General features: G+C 45.0%; 12 protein-coding genes and 1 tRNA gene. 2 read left to right on the top strand and 11 right to left on the bottom strand.

All coding sequences use genetic code 11. From position 1 onward, the window contains the following. Positions 1 to 70 precede the first annotated feature (70 nt). Positions 71 to 1,414 (top strand): adenylosuccinate lyase, encoded by a 1,344-nt coding sequence (gene purB, locus B0E43_RS16875; RefSeq protein ID WP_077351963.1) that lies wholly within the window; start codon positions 71 to 73, stop codon positions 1,412 to 1,414. Between the two features lie 156 nt (positions 1,415 to 1,570). Here purB and ctlX read toward each other — a convergent pair whose 3' ends face one another. The 5 genes from ctlX to B0E43_RS16840 all read right to left on the bottom strand — a co-directional run bounded on the left by ctlX (position 1,571) and on the right by B0E43_RS16840 (position 8,608). Then, complete coding sequence (gene ctlX, locus B0E43_RS16870) at positions 1,571 to 2,503, bottom strand: citrulline utilization hydrolase CtlX (RefSeq protein ID WP_254423450.1); 933 nt, start codon at positions 2,501 to 2,503, stop codon at positions 1,571 to 1,573. 3 nt (positions 2,504 to 2,506) lie between these two features. Beyond that, positions 2,507 to 3,367 carry a hypothetical protein gene (locus tag B0E43_RS16865; RefSeq protein WP_077351920.1) on the bottom strand — a complete coding sequence of 287 codons (861 nt, stop codon included), beginning with the start codon at positions 3,365 to 3,367 and terminating at the stop codon, positions 2,507 to 2,509. A gap of 885 nt (positions 3,368 to 4,252) precedes the next feature. After that, entirely contained in the window at positions 4,253 to 6,553 is a 2,301-nt protein-coding gene (locus tag B0E43_RS16855; protein ID WP_077351916.1) for a xanthine dehydrogenase family protein molybdopterin-binding subunit, read from the bottom strand. Between the two features lie 12 nt (positions 6,554 to 6,565). Beyond that, positions 6,566 to 7,024, bottom strand: a complete 459-nt coding sequence (locus B0E43_RS16850) for a (2Fe-2S)-binding protein (protein WP_077351914.1) — start codon at positions 7,022 to 7,024, stop codon at positions 6,566 to 6,568. 294 nt (positions 7,025 to 7,318) lie between these two features. After that, positions 7,319 to 8,608, bottom strand: coding sequence for a Gfo/Idh/MocA family protein (locus B0E43_RS16840; RefSeq protein ID WP_077351910.1), 1,290 nt, complete (start codon positions 8,606 to 8,608; stop codon positions 7,319 to 7,321). Positions 8,609 to 8,999: 391 nt separating this feature from the next. Between B0E43_RS16840 and B0E43_RS16835 the strand changes: the two genes are divergently transcribed. After that, positions 9,000 to 9,076, top strand: a tRNA-Asn gene (locus B0E43_RS16835). Here B0E43_RS16835 and B0E43_RS16830 read toward each other — a convergent pair. From B0E43_RS16830 to B0E43_RS16805, 6 genes are all read right to left on the bottom strand, one after another. After that, on the bottom strand, positions 9,039 to 10,589 hold the full coding sequence (locus tag B0E43_RS16830) for a recombinase family protein (RefSeq protein ID WP_077351908.1): 1,551 nt from the start codon (positions 10,587 to 10,589) through the stop codon (positions 9,039 to 9,041). The genes B0E43_RS16835 and B0E43_RS16830 overlap by 38 nt on opposite strands. Before the next feature lie 135 nt (positions 10,590 to 10,724). Then, a complete protein-coding gene (locus B0E43_RS16825; RefSeq protein WP_168171965.1) occupies positions 10,725 to 11,726 on the bottom strand; it encodes a site-specific DNA-methyltransferase in 1,002 nt (333 codons plus the stop codon). 130 nt (positions 11,727 to 11,856) lie between these two features. Beyond that, positions 11,857 to 12,600, bottom strand: coding sequence for an IS21-like element helper ATPase IstB (istB, locus tag B0E43_RS16820; protein ID WP_077351904.1), 744 nt, complete (start codon positions 12,598 to 12,600; stop codon positions 11,857 to 11,859). Between the two features lie 12 nt (positions 12,601 to 12,612). Then, a complete protein-coding gene (gene istA / locus B0E43_RS16815; protein WP_254423449.1) occupies positions 12,613 to 14,148 on the bottom strand; it encodes an IS21 family transposase in 1,536 nt (511 codons plus the stop codon). A gap of 512 nt (positions 14,149 to 14,660) precedes the next feature. Beyond that, positions 14,661 to 14,825, bottom strand: a complete 165-nt coding sequence (locus tag B0E43_RS16810) for a hypothetical protein (RefSeq protein ID WP_168171964.1) — start codon at positions 14,823 to 14,825, stop codon at positions 14,661 to 14,663. 62 nt (positions 14,826 to 14,887) lie between these two features. Further along, positions 14,888 to 15,511, bottom strand: coding sequence for a recombinase family protein (locus tag B0E43_RS16805; RefSeq protein ID WP_077351898.1), 624 nt, complete (start codon positions 15,509 to 15,511; stop codon positions 14,888 to 14,890). Positions 15,512 to 15,822: the final 311 nt, after the last annotated feature.

Raw genomic sequence — 15,822 nt, 5'->3', positions numbered from 1 at the left:
GGACTTAAAACCTAAATTGCGCCCTCCGAAAATCGGACTGATTCATCTTTGCGAAGCAAAATCAAAAAAAATGGAATTATCTGCCCTGACAGCCGTATCCTCAGTGGATGGTCGCTATGCCGGCAAAACTGCCCCACTCCGTGCTTTTTTCTCCGAATTCGCCCTGATCAAATATCGGGTGCATGTGGAAGTGGAGTACTTCATTGCCCTTTGCCAGTTGCCCTTACCGCAACTCGCAGATTTTGACCACAGTCTTTTTCCAAAGCTTCGGGAGATCGTCAAAAATTTCAATACGGCAGATGCAGAATGGATCAAAACCACGGAGCGCACGACTAATCACGATGTCAAGGCTGTGGAATATTTCCTGAAGGAAAAGTTTGATCAGCATGGATTGGATGCTTTCAAGGAATTCATCCATTTTGGACTTACCTCCCAGGACATCAATAATACCGCAACGCCTTTGATGCTGAAAAACGGGCTTCAGGAAGTGATTCTACCACTTTTGAATGAGGTAATCGAGCGACTTTCGGACTTGGCAGAAGAGTGGAGTGTGATCCCTATGCTTGCCAAAACCCACGGTCAGCCTGCTTCTCCAACCCGCCTGGGCAAAGAAATCAATGTGTTTGTTGTTCGCCTGAAAAAGCAGCTGGAACTTCTCGAACAAATCCCCTACTCCGCCAAATTTGGAGGAGCAACCGGAAACATGAATGCCCATCAGGTGGCCTATCCTGAGATGGACTGGAACGAGTTTGCCTTCCACTTCGTGGAAAACTACCTCGGCCTGGAGCGCAGCTACCCAACCACTCAAATCGAGCATTACGATAACCTTGCGGCAATTTTTGACGGATTGAAGCGAATCAACACTATCCTGCTGGACCTGTCAAAAGACGTATGGCAGTATGTGGCGATGAATTATTTCAAGCAAAAAATCAAAGCCGGAGAAGTGGGATCTTCCGCTATGCCCCACAAAGTCAATCCGATCGATTTCGAAAATGCCGAGGGAAATTTGGGAATCGCGAATGCGCTATTGGAACATTTGGCTGCCAAGCTTCCAATTTCAAGACTGCAGCGGGATCTGACTGACAGCACAGTTTTGCGAGTGATCGGTGTTCCTTTGGCCCACATGCTGATTTCTTTTGAATCTTTGCAAAAAGGTCTTGGCAAGTTGGAACTCAACCGTGCAGCAATCGATGCCGATCTGGAAGAAAACTGGGCCGTGGTTGCTGAGGCAATTCAGACCATTTTGAGAAGAGAAGGCTTCCCAAAACCATACGAAGCACTTCGCGACCTCACCCGCACCAATTCCAAAATCACCCAAAAATCCATTTCGACATTCGTGGATGGACTCCCTATTTCGGCCGAATTGAAAGTCGAATTGAAGGCGATTACGCCGTTTAATTACACTGGGATCTGATTTGCAGTTGGCAGTGTTTAGTGATCAGTCGCAGTGGTCAGACCAAAAAATAAAACAGTAGCATTTACTTTACAAACTTTTCCCCGGCTTCGACTCCGCTCAGCCTGACACGGTTGTCACCCTGAGCGGAGTCGAAGGGCCATTTCAGATAAGAAACTACTGACTAACTGGTAAAAAAATCTCAGCCATCATGCATCTGGCGCTCCCCCCACCCAGTTTTTCGATGGTAGGGAGGGAAGGACTGATGATGGTGGTGTACTTTTCAATTTGTTGGATTTGCCCAACATTGAGTGAATCCAAAGCAGCCTGTGACATTACGGTAAACTTTTCGCCACCGTCATTGCTCACTTCAAGCATGTTCCCGGCAAAATTGAATTTTTGTTTTGGCGTGATCGGGATCACTTTCTTGCCTGATTTTGTAAGGGATTCCTGAACCATTTGCCGCTCGGCCATTTTCGGAATGCTGTCAAGACAAACCACTGCCAAGTCCGTCCCCACATGCATCATCACATTGGTGTGGTAAATCGGAGATGTTTTACCATTGATTTCCTGAACCGCATCAAAGCCAATCACTTGGTATCCCAGGATTTTGGCTACATAATCCAGTGGTACCGGATGGGTTCGCTGAGAATAACAGGCATAAATGACTTTGGCAGGATGATCCATCACCATACTGCCCGTGCCTTCCAAAAACTGCCCACTTTCCTCAAAAAAACTCAAGTCAACAATCTCATTCACCTTAAATCCCGAATGGATCAATAGCTCCACAATGTCCTTTCTCCGCTCCAGTCTACGGTTTGGTGAAAACATCGGATATAAGATCAATTTCCCGTCGGGATGCGTACTAAACCAGTTATTGGGGAAAACCGCATCAGTTTTCACAGGCTGTTCAGAATCCTCGATCACCACGACATTAACTCCCTGGTCTCTCAGCAACGAGACAAAACCGTCAAATTCTCTTCTAGACAAATCCCGAATTTCCTGAGCCGATCTACCGTCCTTTTTCTGGTAAAAGTTATTTTCCGCAGTCTCCGGATTAAACCCAAAATTTGCCGGGCGGACCATCAGAATAGTCGCAGTGCTTTGCATAGCTTACTTTTTTAGAGGGTACCTATATAGTACGGGAAATATGTCAAAACGCTTTTCGCTTATCGTAAAGTATGCTTTTCCGTCAGGTTGAAACCCGATTGCCTCGCCCTGAGGTTCGGGCACATAGGGCAATTCCTTGGGAGCTTGGGAAAGCGCTTCGACTATGGATTGTCCAGTTTTTCGCTCCCAGTAGAATATTTTAAAGTAATTTTTGATCAGGATTCTGCTTCCATCCTGGCTGATATCTGCAGCCGTAGCCCCGGTGATTGGCAATTTGATAAGTTTCTCAGCCACCACATTTCTTTTTCCAAAATCTTCAGCTTGGAGTCGAAAAAGCGTGTTTGGACTGTCTCTTTTCGAAACCACAAACAAGTCACCGGAAACAGGGTCAACAAACATGCTTTCGGCATCCATTGCCCCATCCGGATAATTAAAAGTCAGGACTTCCGGTGTCAAAGTGATTTCGGTGGAGAATGTAACAGGTTCGGGAAATCTGAAAATCATGACATTTTGGTGAACACCAAGATTATCCCCGATTTCAGCGACATAGACATAGGATTTCCCGCCTGGCCCCGGTCCGATGGCGATGTCTTCCCAGTCCCGGTTTTCCACACCTTCCAACAGAATCTTCCCGACCTCATTTCCAGCTGAATCCAAAACAAACACAGCCACTTCCCCTCCACTGTCGGTGTGGGTATAGAATTTTCCGGGATGATTTTTAGAAAAAGCCAATCCACTCATTTCCTCCAAAACAGGGTTTTCTATCGAACTGATAAGAATTCCGGGTAAATAGAGGGAGTCAGGAATTTGCTGGGCAAAGGCTGACACCGAGAGGAAAAACAGAAAAGGAAGAAATTTATTCATCAGAAATCGGGAAAGTCAAAAATACTGGAAATGCCGGTTTTGATTTACTATAGTCCGTCAACTTTCAGCAGAATCCACGAAATGAGCGCAAAAAAGTATCCCTGTCAAAAAGTGGAGAAACCGCTGAATACCATTTTTCGGAACTATATCTTTTAGAATTCCCTCAGCGGGGAAATATGATTTAAGGATTGAAATAATCAAGGGTTTACTCAAATAGAAAATTTGATCAGCAAATCCGATTTTAGCATACTTTCGTAAATTATTTTTTTCAAAATATAATTTTCCCGAAAATAAAATTCAAATCAGGATAGACTTAATTATTTTTTTTCGTAAAGTTGATCCAACAAAAGCAAAAATAAGATATGCATGACTTCTTATTTCGTTAATTTTTAGAAATACTTAATTCAGAGGACTTGAGGCAAATGAATCTCCTTAACGTGATGAGCGTTCAAATCAGAAAAGCTCCGAAATGAAAAAAAATAACAGATAGATTGGGTAATTGATAATCCGAAACCGGGAGAGATATTCTTTCCCGGTTTTTTTTTATCAGGAAAGTCTTAATCACTGGACAAATCCTGTTCCTGTTGTCCTGCTTCTCCAGAAGCTGGACAATCCACCATTCTCCGAATACTGCTTCTGGAGAAGCAGCATAGCGGGATCCGGGTTAAAAAAAAGGCAGTCAAATGAAAACCATCAGAGGAACTTTGCCCCTATTGCCTTGTTGTCCTGCTTCTCCAGAAGCTGGACAATCCACCATTCTCTGAATACTGCTTCTGGAGAAGCAGCATAGCGGGATCCAGGTTAAAAAAAGGCAGTCAAATGGAAACCTTCAGGTGACCTTCGTCCCTTCTGATTTCCATTGACTGCCTTTTGGTTTAATTCCAATTAAGCCTTAAACGGCAATTCGTAATTCCTTTTTCCGGTCAACTTGTAGATAGCATTGGCCAAAGCCGGGATAAATGGAGGAACCGGTGGTTCACCGACACCAGTTGGCTTTTCTGTACTTGGAATGATATGAACATTAATCTTTTTAGGAGATTGCGGCATTCGAATCACCTTGTAAGTGTCAAAGTTGTTTTGCTGAACCTTACCATTCTCAAATGTGATTGCCGAAGTCATCGCCAAACTCGTCGCAAACTGGGCCCCTCCCTCAAATTGGGAGCGGATTCGGTCCGTGTTTACCGGGATGCCACAATCAACCGCGTAGTGCACTTCCGGAATTAAAAGATTTCCAGCCGCATCTTTTTCTACAGTCACAACGCAGGCTACATAAGTCAGAAAGCTCTTGTGTGCGGCAAAACCAACAGCCTTACCTGCAGCCAGATTTGCCTTCCAATTTGACTTTTCGGCCACGGTTTCGATCACCTTTTTCATCCGGCCGGTATTCCATGGAAAGTCTTCGATTTTTTCCCCGTAGTTGCCATAGTCGCCGACCATTTCTCCGGCAAAGATTAGATCCTTATCTTCTCCCAGCAACTGGATCGCCTGATCCACGGGATCCACTCCCTTGGTTTCGGCAATTTCATCCAACATGGTGGAGATCGCAAAGGCGTGGTGAATATTGCTCACCGAACGAAGCCAACCAACCCGCGTATGAGCACTGGATTCATGGGCCTCTATCCGGATGTTGGGTACATCATAAGGAAAATCCCGACAGCCCAGATCCAATTCTCCGTCTGATGGAGGAGCAGCATCGAGTCCCGATCCAATGGCCGGGAATACTGTATGGTGATTCCATCCCGTCAGATTGCCTGAACCATCCAATGTGGCAACAATTCGTTGTGCGCTATGAGAATGAAAGTAATCATGGTGCAAGTCACATTCCCTTGTCCACTGAACCCGGACCGGTACTCCCGCAGCTTTGGAAAGGAGTGCTGCCTCAGCCACAAAATCAGGCTTGGATTTTCTGCCAAATCCTCCACCCAAAAGTGTGACATTGATTTTCACCTTGGAAACATCAATTCCCAAAGCTCCTGCCACGGCGCCCCTTGCCCATTGCGGGTGTTGACTTGGTGCCCAAACTTCCACTGATCCATCGGCTTTCACATCGGCAATCGCTGCAGGCGGTTCAATGGTCGAGTGGGCATAGAATGGCGCGAGATACGTTTTCTCCAGTACTTTTCCAGAGGAAGATTTCGCCTGGTTAAAATTCCCACGCTCCCGCTTTACTGTACCATTTGACGCGGTACTCTTCAACATTTCCTCCAATTGGACTCCTGAATTATAGGTTTGGTTTGGGCCCAAATCCCATTCGATCTCCAAAGCCTGACTTCCTTTGATTGCTGCCCAGGTATTTTCTGCCAACACAGCAATTCCTTCCAAAGGCTTGTCCAATCCGGCAGGAAGTCCCGGTCCGTCGATTTTTACGACCTTTTTTACTCCAGGGACAGCCAATGCTTTTTCATCATTAAATGAAACAACCTTCGCCCCGACCACAGGACTTCGCTGAACTACCGCTATCAGCATATTGGGCAGATTCACATCCGCACCAAAAACAGCCTTACCGGTAGCAATATCTTTTACATCGTAAATCGGAAGGTCAGTGCCCACCAGCTTGTAACTGGAAAACTCCTTCATAGTCAAGACCTCCGGCTTTGGAATTTCCATCACCTGAATCTGAGCAACCAGGTCTCCAAAAGGGATTTTCTTGCTTCCTCCTTTCAGAATAACATGGCTGCTTTCGGTATCACATTCGGAAGGATCTACTCCCCATTCTTTGGCTGCAGCCTGCACAAGCATGTGACGAGCTGTGGCTCCGGCCTTTTTCATGGGCTCATAAAACATCCTGACTGAAAAAGACCCGTCGGTATTTTGGTTGCCGTACTTTTCCTCGTCTCCTTCGGCTTGTACGATTTTCACTTTGCTCCAGTCAGCACCAAGTTCATCCGCAACGATCATGGGCAGGGTAGTCCGGATACCGGTCCCCATTTCGGAACGGTGGGCTACGATGGTCACGATATTGTCGGACCCGATTGAAACAAAAACATTGGGTGCGAAAGTGATCAATTCCCCCTTGGGTCCGTTGCATTGGAAATTGATTCCCAACACAAATCCTCCTGCGGCAAGAGAGCCGATTTTCAGGAAATCCCTTCTCGAAGCTCTAAAGATCTCACTGCGATCCCCTGTGCTGAGCGGAGTCGAAGCATCTGTCTTCTCTTTTTTCAAAAATGGCAATTTAGGCATCATATCTTTGCTGATTTAGAGGGATTTGGATGCAGTAAGTATGGCATCTTTGATTCTGTTGTACGTGCCGCAGCGGCAGAGATTACCCTCCATTGCTGATTCAATATCCGAATCGGATGGACTTGGATTCTTAGCGAGCAAAGCTGCCGCGTTCATGATCTGGCCTGACTGGCAGTAGCCACATTGGGGAACGATATGTTCCACCCATGCTTTTTGCAAAGGATGGTCCCCTTCTTCAGAAAGCCCTTCGATCGTAGTGATTTTCCCTTCTCCTACCTGAGAAATCGGAAGACTGCAAGACCTGACCGCCTCTCCGTCCAGATGAACCGTACAGGCACCACAAAGTGCCTGACCACAACCAAATTTGGTTCCTTTCATGTCCAATAAATCCCGGATCACCCAAAGCAAGGGCATATCCTCGGGCGCATTGACATCCTGCGTTTTTCCGTTGATGGTGAGCGTATAGTTTTCCATAGATTGGATTATTCTCTGATTATTTCAAATAAGTTAGGAAAAAGAAATGATTCCAAGTCCGCTGGATGGAAATAGAGTTGATTTAGGATTGGGATATTTGTCAACAGACCACGGTCAACGGTCGACAGCATCTCATTTCTTACTCCACTCCTGTTTTTTGCTGCCATGAGGCAAGTAAATAGGATTATTAGATTTCCCAATTTTTTTGAAAATCCAGAAATGGAATAGAGAAAATGATTTCCCAAAATTGGGATTTCAGAATCAGAAACCTGAATTCAAAAAATCCGAAATCAGTTAAGCACCGATCAGGTTCCATTTTTCACGGTAGGGTCTCCAAAGCAAAGAATCGGCCTCCGGATCATTTTTGAAGGACTCAGTTTTGGCATTCCACTTCAAAGATCTTTTCAGCTTAAATGAAGCCATTGCCAGGTGCATAGGCATCGTCATTTCTCTTGCATACTGAAGGTAAGATTCAGGCTGATTGCGGGACTTCACTGCGTCCAGGAAGTTTTGCTGATGGCCGGGAGATCTGGGAATTGTTTTGGGGATTTCCGGTATATCCTCCATAACCTGTCCGTTGATTCGGATTTCCCTGCTGCCATAATCACAAACCAAAGTTCCTTTACTTCCTTCGAAATAGGCACCGATACCCCGCTCCACTGCCCCGGGGACATCAGGGGGAATAGAAGTCCAGTGCAGATCCAACTTTTTGAATTTGAAATCCACATCAATCCACTTGGGCGTATCCCCCATCCCATCGGACTTTTCTCCATTTGCGATGATACTTTTCAGGCCTTGTGGAGGCATAGACATCCAGACTACATCCGCGATATGACACCAAAAATCCTGAAAAACCCCTCCGGAGTATTCCATAAAATAGCGGTAGTTGAAATGGCACTTTTCAGGAGCATACTCCGCCAAAGGAGCCGGACCCAGCCACATGTCCCAGTCCAGATTAGAAGGAGGCGCTTGGTAAGTCAGAGTAGGAATCAGAGGTGGTTCACCGGTTTTCCAGAGACGGACGGTTTTGATTTTGCCTAATTCTCCGGACTGGATCAGTTCGGTCACCCGGTGGTAATTATCTCCTGCGTGAATCTGGGTTCCCAACTGAAAAATCTTCCCGGTTTCCTGTTGGGCTTTGAGCATCAGTTGTCCTTCTCTGAGCGAATAGGAAAGCGGCTTTTCCCCATACACATCCTTACCTGCCTGAAAAGCCAAAATCGCGATTTGCGCATGCCAGTGATCCGGTGTGGCAATGGTGACCGCATCGATATCCTGACGCTCCAGGATTTTTCTGAAATCCTGAAAAACTTCCGCTTTGGTATCCGGATGGATTTTTTTCAAGGCAAGCAAAGCTTCATTTGCCCGGTTGCTGTCCACATCACAGAGCGCTACGATCTCCGCCTCGGGCAGATTTGCAAACCAATTCATATGGGAAAGCCCCATTCCACCCAAACCGATATGAGCAATCCGAACCCGGTCAGAGGGTGCCGCCCGGAGGCCGGAAAAGGGTAAAAACTGTAATCCAAGTGTGGTAAGAACGGAATACCGAATAAAATCCCGGCGGTTGAGATGCTTTGTCATGAATGTTCAGGATTACAGTTTATAGTTAGGAAAAAATGGCGGAAATGGCAATTGGGGATTTCGGATTTCGAATTTCGGATTTTCGATTTGGGTTGTGGATGCTGGTTGTGGGATGTGGGATGTGGGATGTGAGAATCGTGTTTTGGAGTGCTCAGTTGGTTCCACCTAATTAGAGGCAAGGTTGGACCTTATCACTTTGCTTGATCAAAAGCTGAATGTTCAAAGCCTATTTCTCAGATCATTTTCAAAAAATAAGTGGCTGAAAAAGAATCAGAAGGGAGGATTTCAGGGATGAAACCAAGATTTTTTCCAAGTGTGATTTGGAATAAAAAGGGGATGCACCTACATTTGCAACACGAATTCCAAAAGGGAAGGCGAAAACACCAAAAATTCCTCCTTAGCTCAGTTGGTTAGAGCACATGACTGTTAATCATGGGGTCCTAGGTTCAAGCCCTAGAGGGGGAGCCATTTTAAAAAAGAGGTCAGAAACGACCTCTTTTTTTGTTTTACCACTATCAAAAACCCCCTCTAAACCCAAAAGAACCGAGATTTCAGGGGTAAAGGAAGTGGTTGCAACTTCGAAATCAAGATTTTCTATTTTTTCCTGAAAGATGCAACCGAGAATCTTTTTCTTAGTCTTTCCATCGCTCTTCCTCCAATATTCAGGAAGTTGTTCTATCATGGGAAGAGATTTATTTAGATATTCTTTAAATGGTGACATTTCAGACTGATAACTTTTAAGAGATTCCTCGACTTTGAATATTTCACCTTCAACCCGAAGTTTCATCTCCTTAAAATCTCCTGAATCAACTTTTCCATCAAGGAACGAATCCTGAAGAGTCAATTTTCTTTGGAAGAGTTTTTCCCGATCAGATTTCAATTTCTCAATCTTGGCTTTTTGACCTGTGAAATCTTTTTCCATCATTCCCTGAAGAGAACTTCTGTAAACCTGCACCATTCCGGCAGTCCATGAGATTTTACCAAGTAACTCCTCAATTTTCCCGTGAACCTCCTCGACTCTGTACCTAAAACAATTCTTTTTGGTACAGATATAATAACTGTAATGTTTTCGCTGTCCATTCCCTCCTTGGGCGGTATAGGCGGTTATTGTGCGACCGTGTTTCTTACAAGTTATGAAGCCTTTAACAGGGTATAGATCGGTTTTATCGGATTCAAAATCCATCTGACGAACTCTTCCGTCAAGAACCCTATTTGCCCTATTAAATACGTCCTCTGAGACGATTGCTGGATGAAGTCCATCCACTATTTGTTCGGATTCCTTTTTCCACGCTTTAACATAGATCTTTCCCATGTAAGCGATATTCCGAATCGTATGATAAAAGGTTTGTTTGGGTAATTTGAACCCTTCCTTTGCTAACCACAAACGAACATCATTGGCAGAATAAAGTCCTGAAGCCATTCGTTCAAATGCCATTTGAATGAATTGTGCCTTCTCATTTGGAACAAGGGTGGCCTTTCTGTTTTCATTCCGAATACACTTATACCCTCTCGGAGGTGAGCCAGTCCAGCACCCCTCCATTCGGGCTCTTCGAGATCCCTCAGTAGTTCTTATTGAATTCTTGTCATTCTCAACCTCAGGAAGTGTCAAATACAAAGAAAGTAGAACTTTTGAATCAGGATTCTCAATATCAATCGGTTGTTCCACCGTGTTAATCTTCACTCCCAAGAGACTCAATTTCTTGATCTCATCGAGGGCATAATGAAGGTTTCGAGACCATCGATCCCACCGAAGACAAAGTACTTGATCAACCTTTCCTCGATTTTTTTTGAGATAGTTCATGAGTTTGATCCACTCGGGTCGATTAAAATCCTTCCCTGAATAATCTTCAGTATAGACCCCGATTATTTCAAACTTATTGTACTCACAGAACTGTCTTAGGACTTGTTCCTGATACTGAAGACTGAACCCTGAATCTGCTTGTTCGTCCGTACTCACTCTCTTATATAGGATAGTTCTCATGGATTATTCTCTTTATAATGTTCGAATTCAATGGTGGCTAACTTAATTAGGAGGCTATAAATCTGCGCTATCTGGTCATCAGAAAGAGTCGGATTCTCCCTTTTCAGGACATTGATAAAATCGATCTTTCTCATGTTAAGCAGCATTTAAAAAGTATTGACTTTCGATACGATACAATTCATCGATGGAAATCTCCTCTTTCAAGGCAAGTACAAGTCTTTTCTCTGAAAACTTGATGGAGTTAGGGTCGGTATCAAAACCGACCCCATTACGACCTAATCGAAGAGCTGTGTCCAAAAATGTCCCTGATCCTGAAAATATGTCTAGCACTGTGTCCCCGACATCAGTGGTCATCAGAATGGGGATAATTGGAAGGTAATCTGGTGCAGGAGCAACATGGATAAAAGTCGGGTCAATCTTTTTCAATTTTGACCAATTAAAGGCGCACCCCTCAATTACTCCTTGGACATGTTGACTATCCAAGAAGTCTGTAAAGGACACTCTTGGTCTTTTCAATGAAAATTTCAGGGGTGAAACTCTGTGATCACCTGGGTTTTCATCGTTGCATCCTGTTTGAGTAGTAATTTTCTCGTCCCTACTCCAAAAAACTGGTTCCTTGTATTTAAAGGATTCATTGTTCTTAACGAAATGGAATATTTCTTCGGTAACTGGTCTTAACCTTCGGATTTTGCCTTGAGGTTTTGTATTTAATTTTCGCCATTTCAGTGATTGGACTAAATACCAACCGTCTTTAACCATCTCAACTGCAAATTTATGTGTAGTTAAGGAACTAACTCCGTCATTATAGGACTCTCCCAGATTTACAAACAAAGACCCATAGTCTTTCAAAACACGTTTCACACCACTGTAAAACTCGACACTTCTCTTGATGAACTCGTCTGTTGTCGGTTCCTGACCAAAGGGAATCTTATCATTAGAAACTCCTTTTGGATATTTTCTCATTTCGTGGTACGGTTGAGATGTAATCGCTGTCTGCACTGACCCTGTTTCCAAATCGGCAAGATCTTTGGATGATTTATTAAACAACTTAAACCTTTGTTCAAGTACCGCATCCAACGCCTCTTCCACTGGATTTGGGCTGTTTCTTTCTTCAATTGCCTTTATATAACCTTTCATTAGGTTATGTGCATTTGAGATAGTCATACTGCATACGCCGATTAAATTGACCCCCTGTCGCCGCTGGAAATTGACCCCCTAGAGTTGTTTGGATTTTTGGGTCAGAAAAGTGGAATTCTGGAAGGCTAAGTTAGGAGTTGGCTTGGTTTATTTTTCGCTTTTTTCGCAGAGATTCTCCCTGTAGTTCCAGGCGGTGTGCATCATGTACGATCCGGTCGAGAATGGCGTCTGCCAGGGTCTGATCACCGATTACTTCGTACCATGCAGTTATAGGAAGCTGTGAGGTGATGATGGTTGATTTTTTTCCATGCCGGTCTTCGATGATCTCCATCAGCAGCATTCTGCCCTGAACGTCTAAAGGCTGGATTCCAAAGTCATCCAGAATAAGTACATCCTGCTTTTCGAGCTTGATCATTTCTTTGATCGAAGAGCCGTCTGCCTTTGCCATTTTCAGTTGGGTGAGCAACCGGTTGGTATTGGCATAGAGGACTTTGTGTCCTTGGGCGCAGGCTTGGTTGCCCAGCGCGCAGGCGAGGTAACTTTTCCCTGTCCCCGTGCTTCCCGTGAGCAGGATGTTTTCTCCCTTCTTGATGTATCCGCCATCTGCCAGCCGAAGCAGCTGGTTTTTGTCCAGCATTCTTTCAGGATGGAAGTCAAGCCCTTCCACGGTTGCTTTGTAGCGGAACCTGGCGTTTCTCAGGCTTCGCTCCATGCTCCTGTTTTGGCGTTCGTCCCATTCGTTTTCCACCAGCAGGTGGATGAGCTCGTCGGCCGTGAGGCCGGCCATTGACTGGGTGTGCGTGGCATGTTTGAAGCTGCGGAACATGCCATAGAGCTTCATTTTTCTCATTTTCTCAAGCGTTTGTTCGATCATGTGGTTTTGGTTTTAACTGTAATATTCTTTGCCCCGGATGTTGTGGTGTCGGGGTGTCAGTACGGTATCGTCCAGCTGTTCTTCAGATGGACTGAGCGTGTCAAGGTTCTTGGACAGGATGTCCTCGATGATGGGATAGGTGTAGATTCCGTATTCAGAAGCCCGTTTGCAGGCTAATATCAGCCGGGAGTTTCCCGCTTTTTTGGCCAGATGAAGGATGCCTGCACAGGACTTGTATCCCTGCTCAGCATGGGGCTTGGTCTCCATCAGCGCAGCCAGGTAGTCACCGACTTCCCTGCTGATCTTGTTTCCTTCTCCCACAAAATAGTCATAGCTCCAGCTTGACACGTACCTCTGGCTTGTGGCCAGGTGATCGGCGGAGGTGGTGTACTTGTGCTTGCGGCGGTCTCTTTTGTGCTGGGCAATACGGTGGTATCGGTAAAAGATCTCCACCCGGTCGTCATTGTAGAGCACTTTCACTTTCTTGCCGATGAACTGATGGGGAACGCTGTAGTAATGCTTGTCCACGGCCAGACAGATGTGTGTATTTTTCATTACCGTGGAGATCTTGACCTCCATCAGCTGGTAAGGCAGGGCTGGAAGTGCCTGCAGACTTTCCCGTTCGAGCTGCTCAAACTGTTCCCGACGACTTTCCTCTCCCCGCAGAGCTCGGTCATTGTAAGAGGCAAGAAGTGGTCTCAGCGCTTCATTGAGTCCTTCCAAAGAAAAGAACACCTTGTTCTGAAGGTGGATGTAGATCCGCTGATAGACCAGTTTGACAGCTCCTTCCACCAGGGATTTTTCCCTGGGCTGGCGTGGACGGGTGGGGAGAATGCTGGTCCCGTAATGCTCTGCAAAGGATTCAAAGGTCTCGTTGAGGACCGGGGAATATTTGCTCCCCTTCTGGACCGCAGACTTGAGATTGTCCGGAACTACGGCTCTTGGGACACCTCCATAGTACTCCAGCATCCTGCGGCAGCTTTCTGTAAAATCTTCTTTCTTTTGGGTCAGAGTTGCCTCCATATAGGTGTATTGGCTGCACCCCAACACTCCCAAAAATACCTGCACGGGAATATGCTCGCCCGTCTCAGGATCGGTGATGTAAAGTGGTTTTCCAGCATAGTCAATGAATACTTTGTCGCCTGCCTTATGCTCAAAATGCATGGTCAGGCTCCTGCGGTTCAGGTATTCGCTCAGGTATGCTTTGAACTGGCTGCAGCGGTAACCCTGAGGGTGTTTGGCGTTGTAATCTTCCCAAAGACGCTGCTGGGTCATCCCTTTGCGGCGGAGTTCTTTGGCATAGGCCGGCAAAAGTGCCAGCAGAATTTCCTGTCGCTTGCTCTGCTGCTGGGGAGCCGGGGGACCGAGGATCAGTTCTGAAAGCGCCTCATCGGAGAGCTGTTCCACATCCTGATGAGTAAGTCGGGTGTCCTTAAATCGTTTCAGGTAACTTTTGACGGTATTACGGGCTACCCCGGTAAGCTGGCTCAGCTGTTTGGAGCCACGGCCTTCAAAGTGGCCTCTCAAAATCTGTCGTATCTTATTCATGGTTAGGGGTCGGTTAGCCATCGGTTCAGGGTAGTTAATCCTGATCCAACAGCCTTTGAAAGCCCACTATTCCAATCCCAAAAAATATTCCTCCAAGGGGGTCAGTTTACTCCGGCGGACGGGGGTCAATTTGCTCCAGCCAAAAGGGGTCAGTTTACTCCGGCTAGCGGGGGTCAATTTGACCGGATTTTGCAATTAATCCATTGATTTTCAATTAAAAAAGAACACAAATTTGTCGTAAGAAGTGATGGTGTGAACTTCAGTCCATTTCTCTATCAATTGAGGGAAATTTTTGGGTTTGGAATAGTTGAATCCCAAAATCCCAACTCTAAACTGATTGAAAACTTGTCGTAAAAAATTGAAGTGGGATTAACCCATCTCTCAATCATCTTCTAATTCGCCAAAAAATCGAAAAGCATGCATGCAAGCGCAAGATCCAGCGCATCTTCAACCGAAACTTAATCTGCATAAAAAATGATTAGGATTTAGAAAACTGAGCCGGAGAGTTCAACTTAGTTTCTATTTACAGGATCACCTTCCAAATGGTCGATCATAATAAATGTCGCAAGATGCCGTATCATCTCATTTTTGGTTGGAAAAGCATCATCAGGGCTTACCAAATCATGTGGATCAAGATATCGGTAACGAAATATCAATTCCCGAAATTTTGATGCCATGGTTCGGTCAAGTTCATCAAGTAACTCTTCATACTGTATGACAAAGTCCATTCCTGAATAACTCATTCTGCCAGCATTTTATGTTTTTGAGCGATTCTTTTAACTTTTTGGATTGTGCGAGTGGAAGAGCTGGTGAGTTTCGAAACTTCTCTCATGGTCATTCCTTTGCTGAGATACTTTAAAATTAAAATACTTACTTCTTTTTGAAGGAAGTCTCGATCTGATTCCTGAGATCCTGCCGGACGACCCAATACCCCACCTTTTTGGACATAAATCATACGGCCTGTTTGGGTTCTCTCCTTTATATTCTCCAACTCAAGCTCATAAAGGGAAGACATTACAGCTGAAATCATCTTCCATATTGGATTTTTCTTTCCATTTGGTCGAGATTGGATTCCAAGGTTTCTCACCACTACATTTACTTCATGTCGATCAAGCCATTCGAGAGTTTGAATCACATCGCCAGTATTTCTACCCAATCGTGATTGTTCTTCCACCACCAGTTCCTTTACTTGACCTGATTCCACCAATTGGATTAGTTGTTGCGTCTTATTCGGTCGATCTCGAAATTTGATTGCGCCCGATACTTTTTCGAGAAGAGTTAAATCGTATTTTTCTGTGTCTGCTTCAAATCTCAATCCTGTTTGAATTTGGGAACTCACGCGATTGTATTTTATTCTCATCATGTGGTACTTTTTATGTGAGAGTAAATTTACGGCAAAATCATCCCTCTGCCGCCTAAAAACAGCCCTATTTCGCTCAAAATCAGCATTTAATTAAATTAAGATATAAAGTACCACAGGTCAGGATTGAGACCCAAACTCTAAGAAAAAGTCCAGCAAAAACCAGCTGGCAACCAGGCGCAATCTTTAAAAATTAAAGTGCAAATTTTCAGAATAGATACTCGATGATTTTTAGTGCAGATTAAGTTTTGAAAAAAAGATGTCGACTCTGGTCCTCCTCATTCCCCTCGTGGATACCAAAATACCCTCCCCCG

It is taken from the genome of Algoriphagus sp. A40, from assembly GCF_002002735.1.
GTDB lineage: Bacteria > Bacteroidota > Bacteroidia > Cytophagales > Cyclobacteriaceae > Algoriphagus.
The sequence above is the reverse complement of the archived record's forward strand: the minus strand, read 5'-3'. Positions and strand labels throughout refer to the sequence as shown.

Bases quoted from the DNA above. Each gene is read 5' to 3' on its own strand.
- purB (WP_077351963.1), top strand. From the start codon at position 71: ATGGAATTATCTGCCCTGACAGCCGTATCCTCAGTGGATGGTCGCTAT.
- ctlX (WP_254423450.1), bottom strand. From the start codon at position 2,503: ATGCAAAGCACTGCGACTATTCTGATGGTCCGCCCGGCAAATTTTGGG.
- B0E43_RS16865 (WP_077351920.1), bottom strand. From the start codon at position 3,367: ATGAATAAATTTCTTCCTTTTCTGTTTTTCCTCTCGGTGTCAGCCTTT.
- B0E43_RS16855 (WP_077351916.1), bottom strand. From the start codon at position 6,553: ATGATGCCTAAATTGCCATTTTTGAAAAAAGAGAAGACAGATGCTTCG.
- B0E43_RS16850 (WP_077351914.1), bottom strand. From the start codon at position 7,024: ATGGAAAACTATACGCTCACCATCAACGGAAAAACGCAGGATGTCAAT.
- B0E43_RS16840 (WP_077351910.1), bottom strand. From the start codon at position 8,608: ATGACAAAGCATCTCAACCGCCGGGATTTTATTCGGTATTCCGTTCTT.
- B0E43_RS16830 (WP_077351908.1), bottom strand. From the start codon at position 10,589: ATGAGAACTATCCTATATAAGAGAGTGAGTACGGACGAACAAGCAGAT.
- B0E43_RS16825 (WP_168171965.1), bottom strand. From the start codon at position 11,726: ATGAAAGGTTATATAAAGGCAATTGAAGAAAGAAACAGCCCAAATCCA.
- istB (WP_077351904.1), bottom strand. From the start codon at position 12,600: ATGATCGAACAAACGCTTGAGAAAATGAGAAAAATGAAGCTCTATGGC.
- istA (WP_254423449.1), bottom strand. From the start codon at position 14,148: ATGAATAAGATACGACAGATTTTGAGAGGCCACTTTGAAGGCCGTGGC.
- B0E43_RS16810 (WP_168171964.1), bottom strand. From the start codon at position 14,825: ATGGCATCAAAATTTCGGGAATTGATATTTCGTTACCGATATCTTGAT.
- B0E43_RS16805 (WP_077351898.1), bottom strand. From the start codon at position 15,511: ATGATGAGAATAAAATACAATCGCGTGAGTTCCCAAATTCAAACAGGA.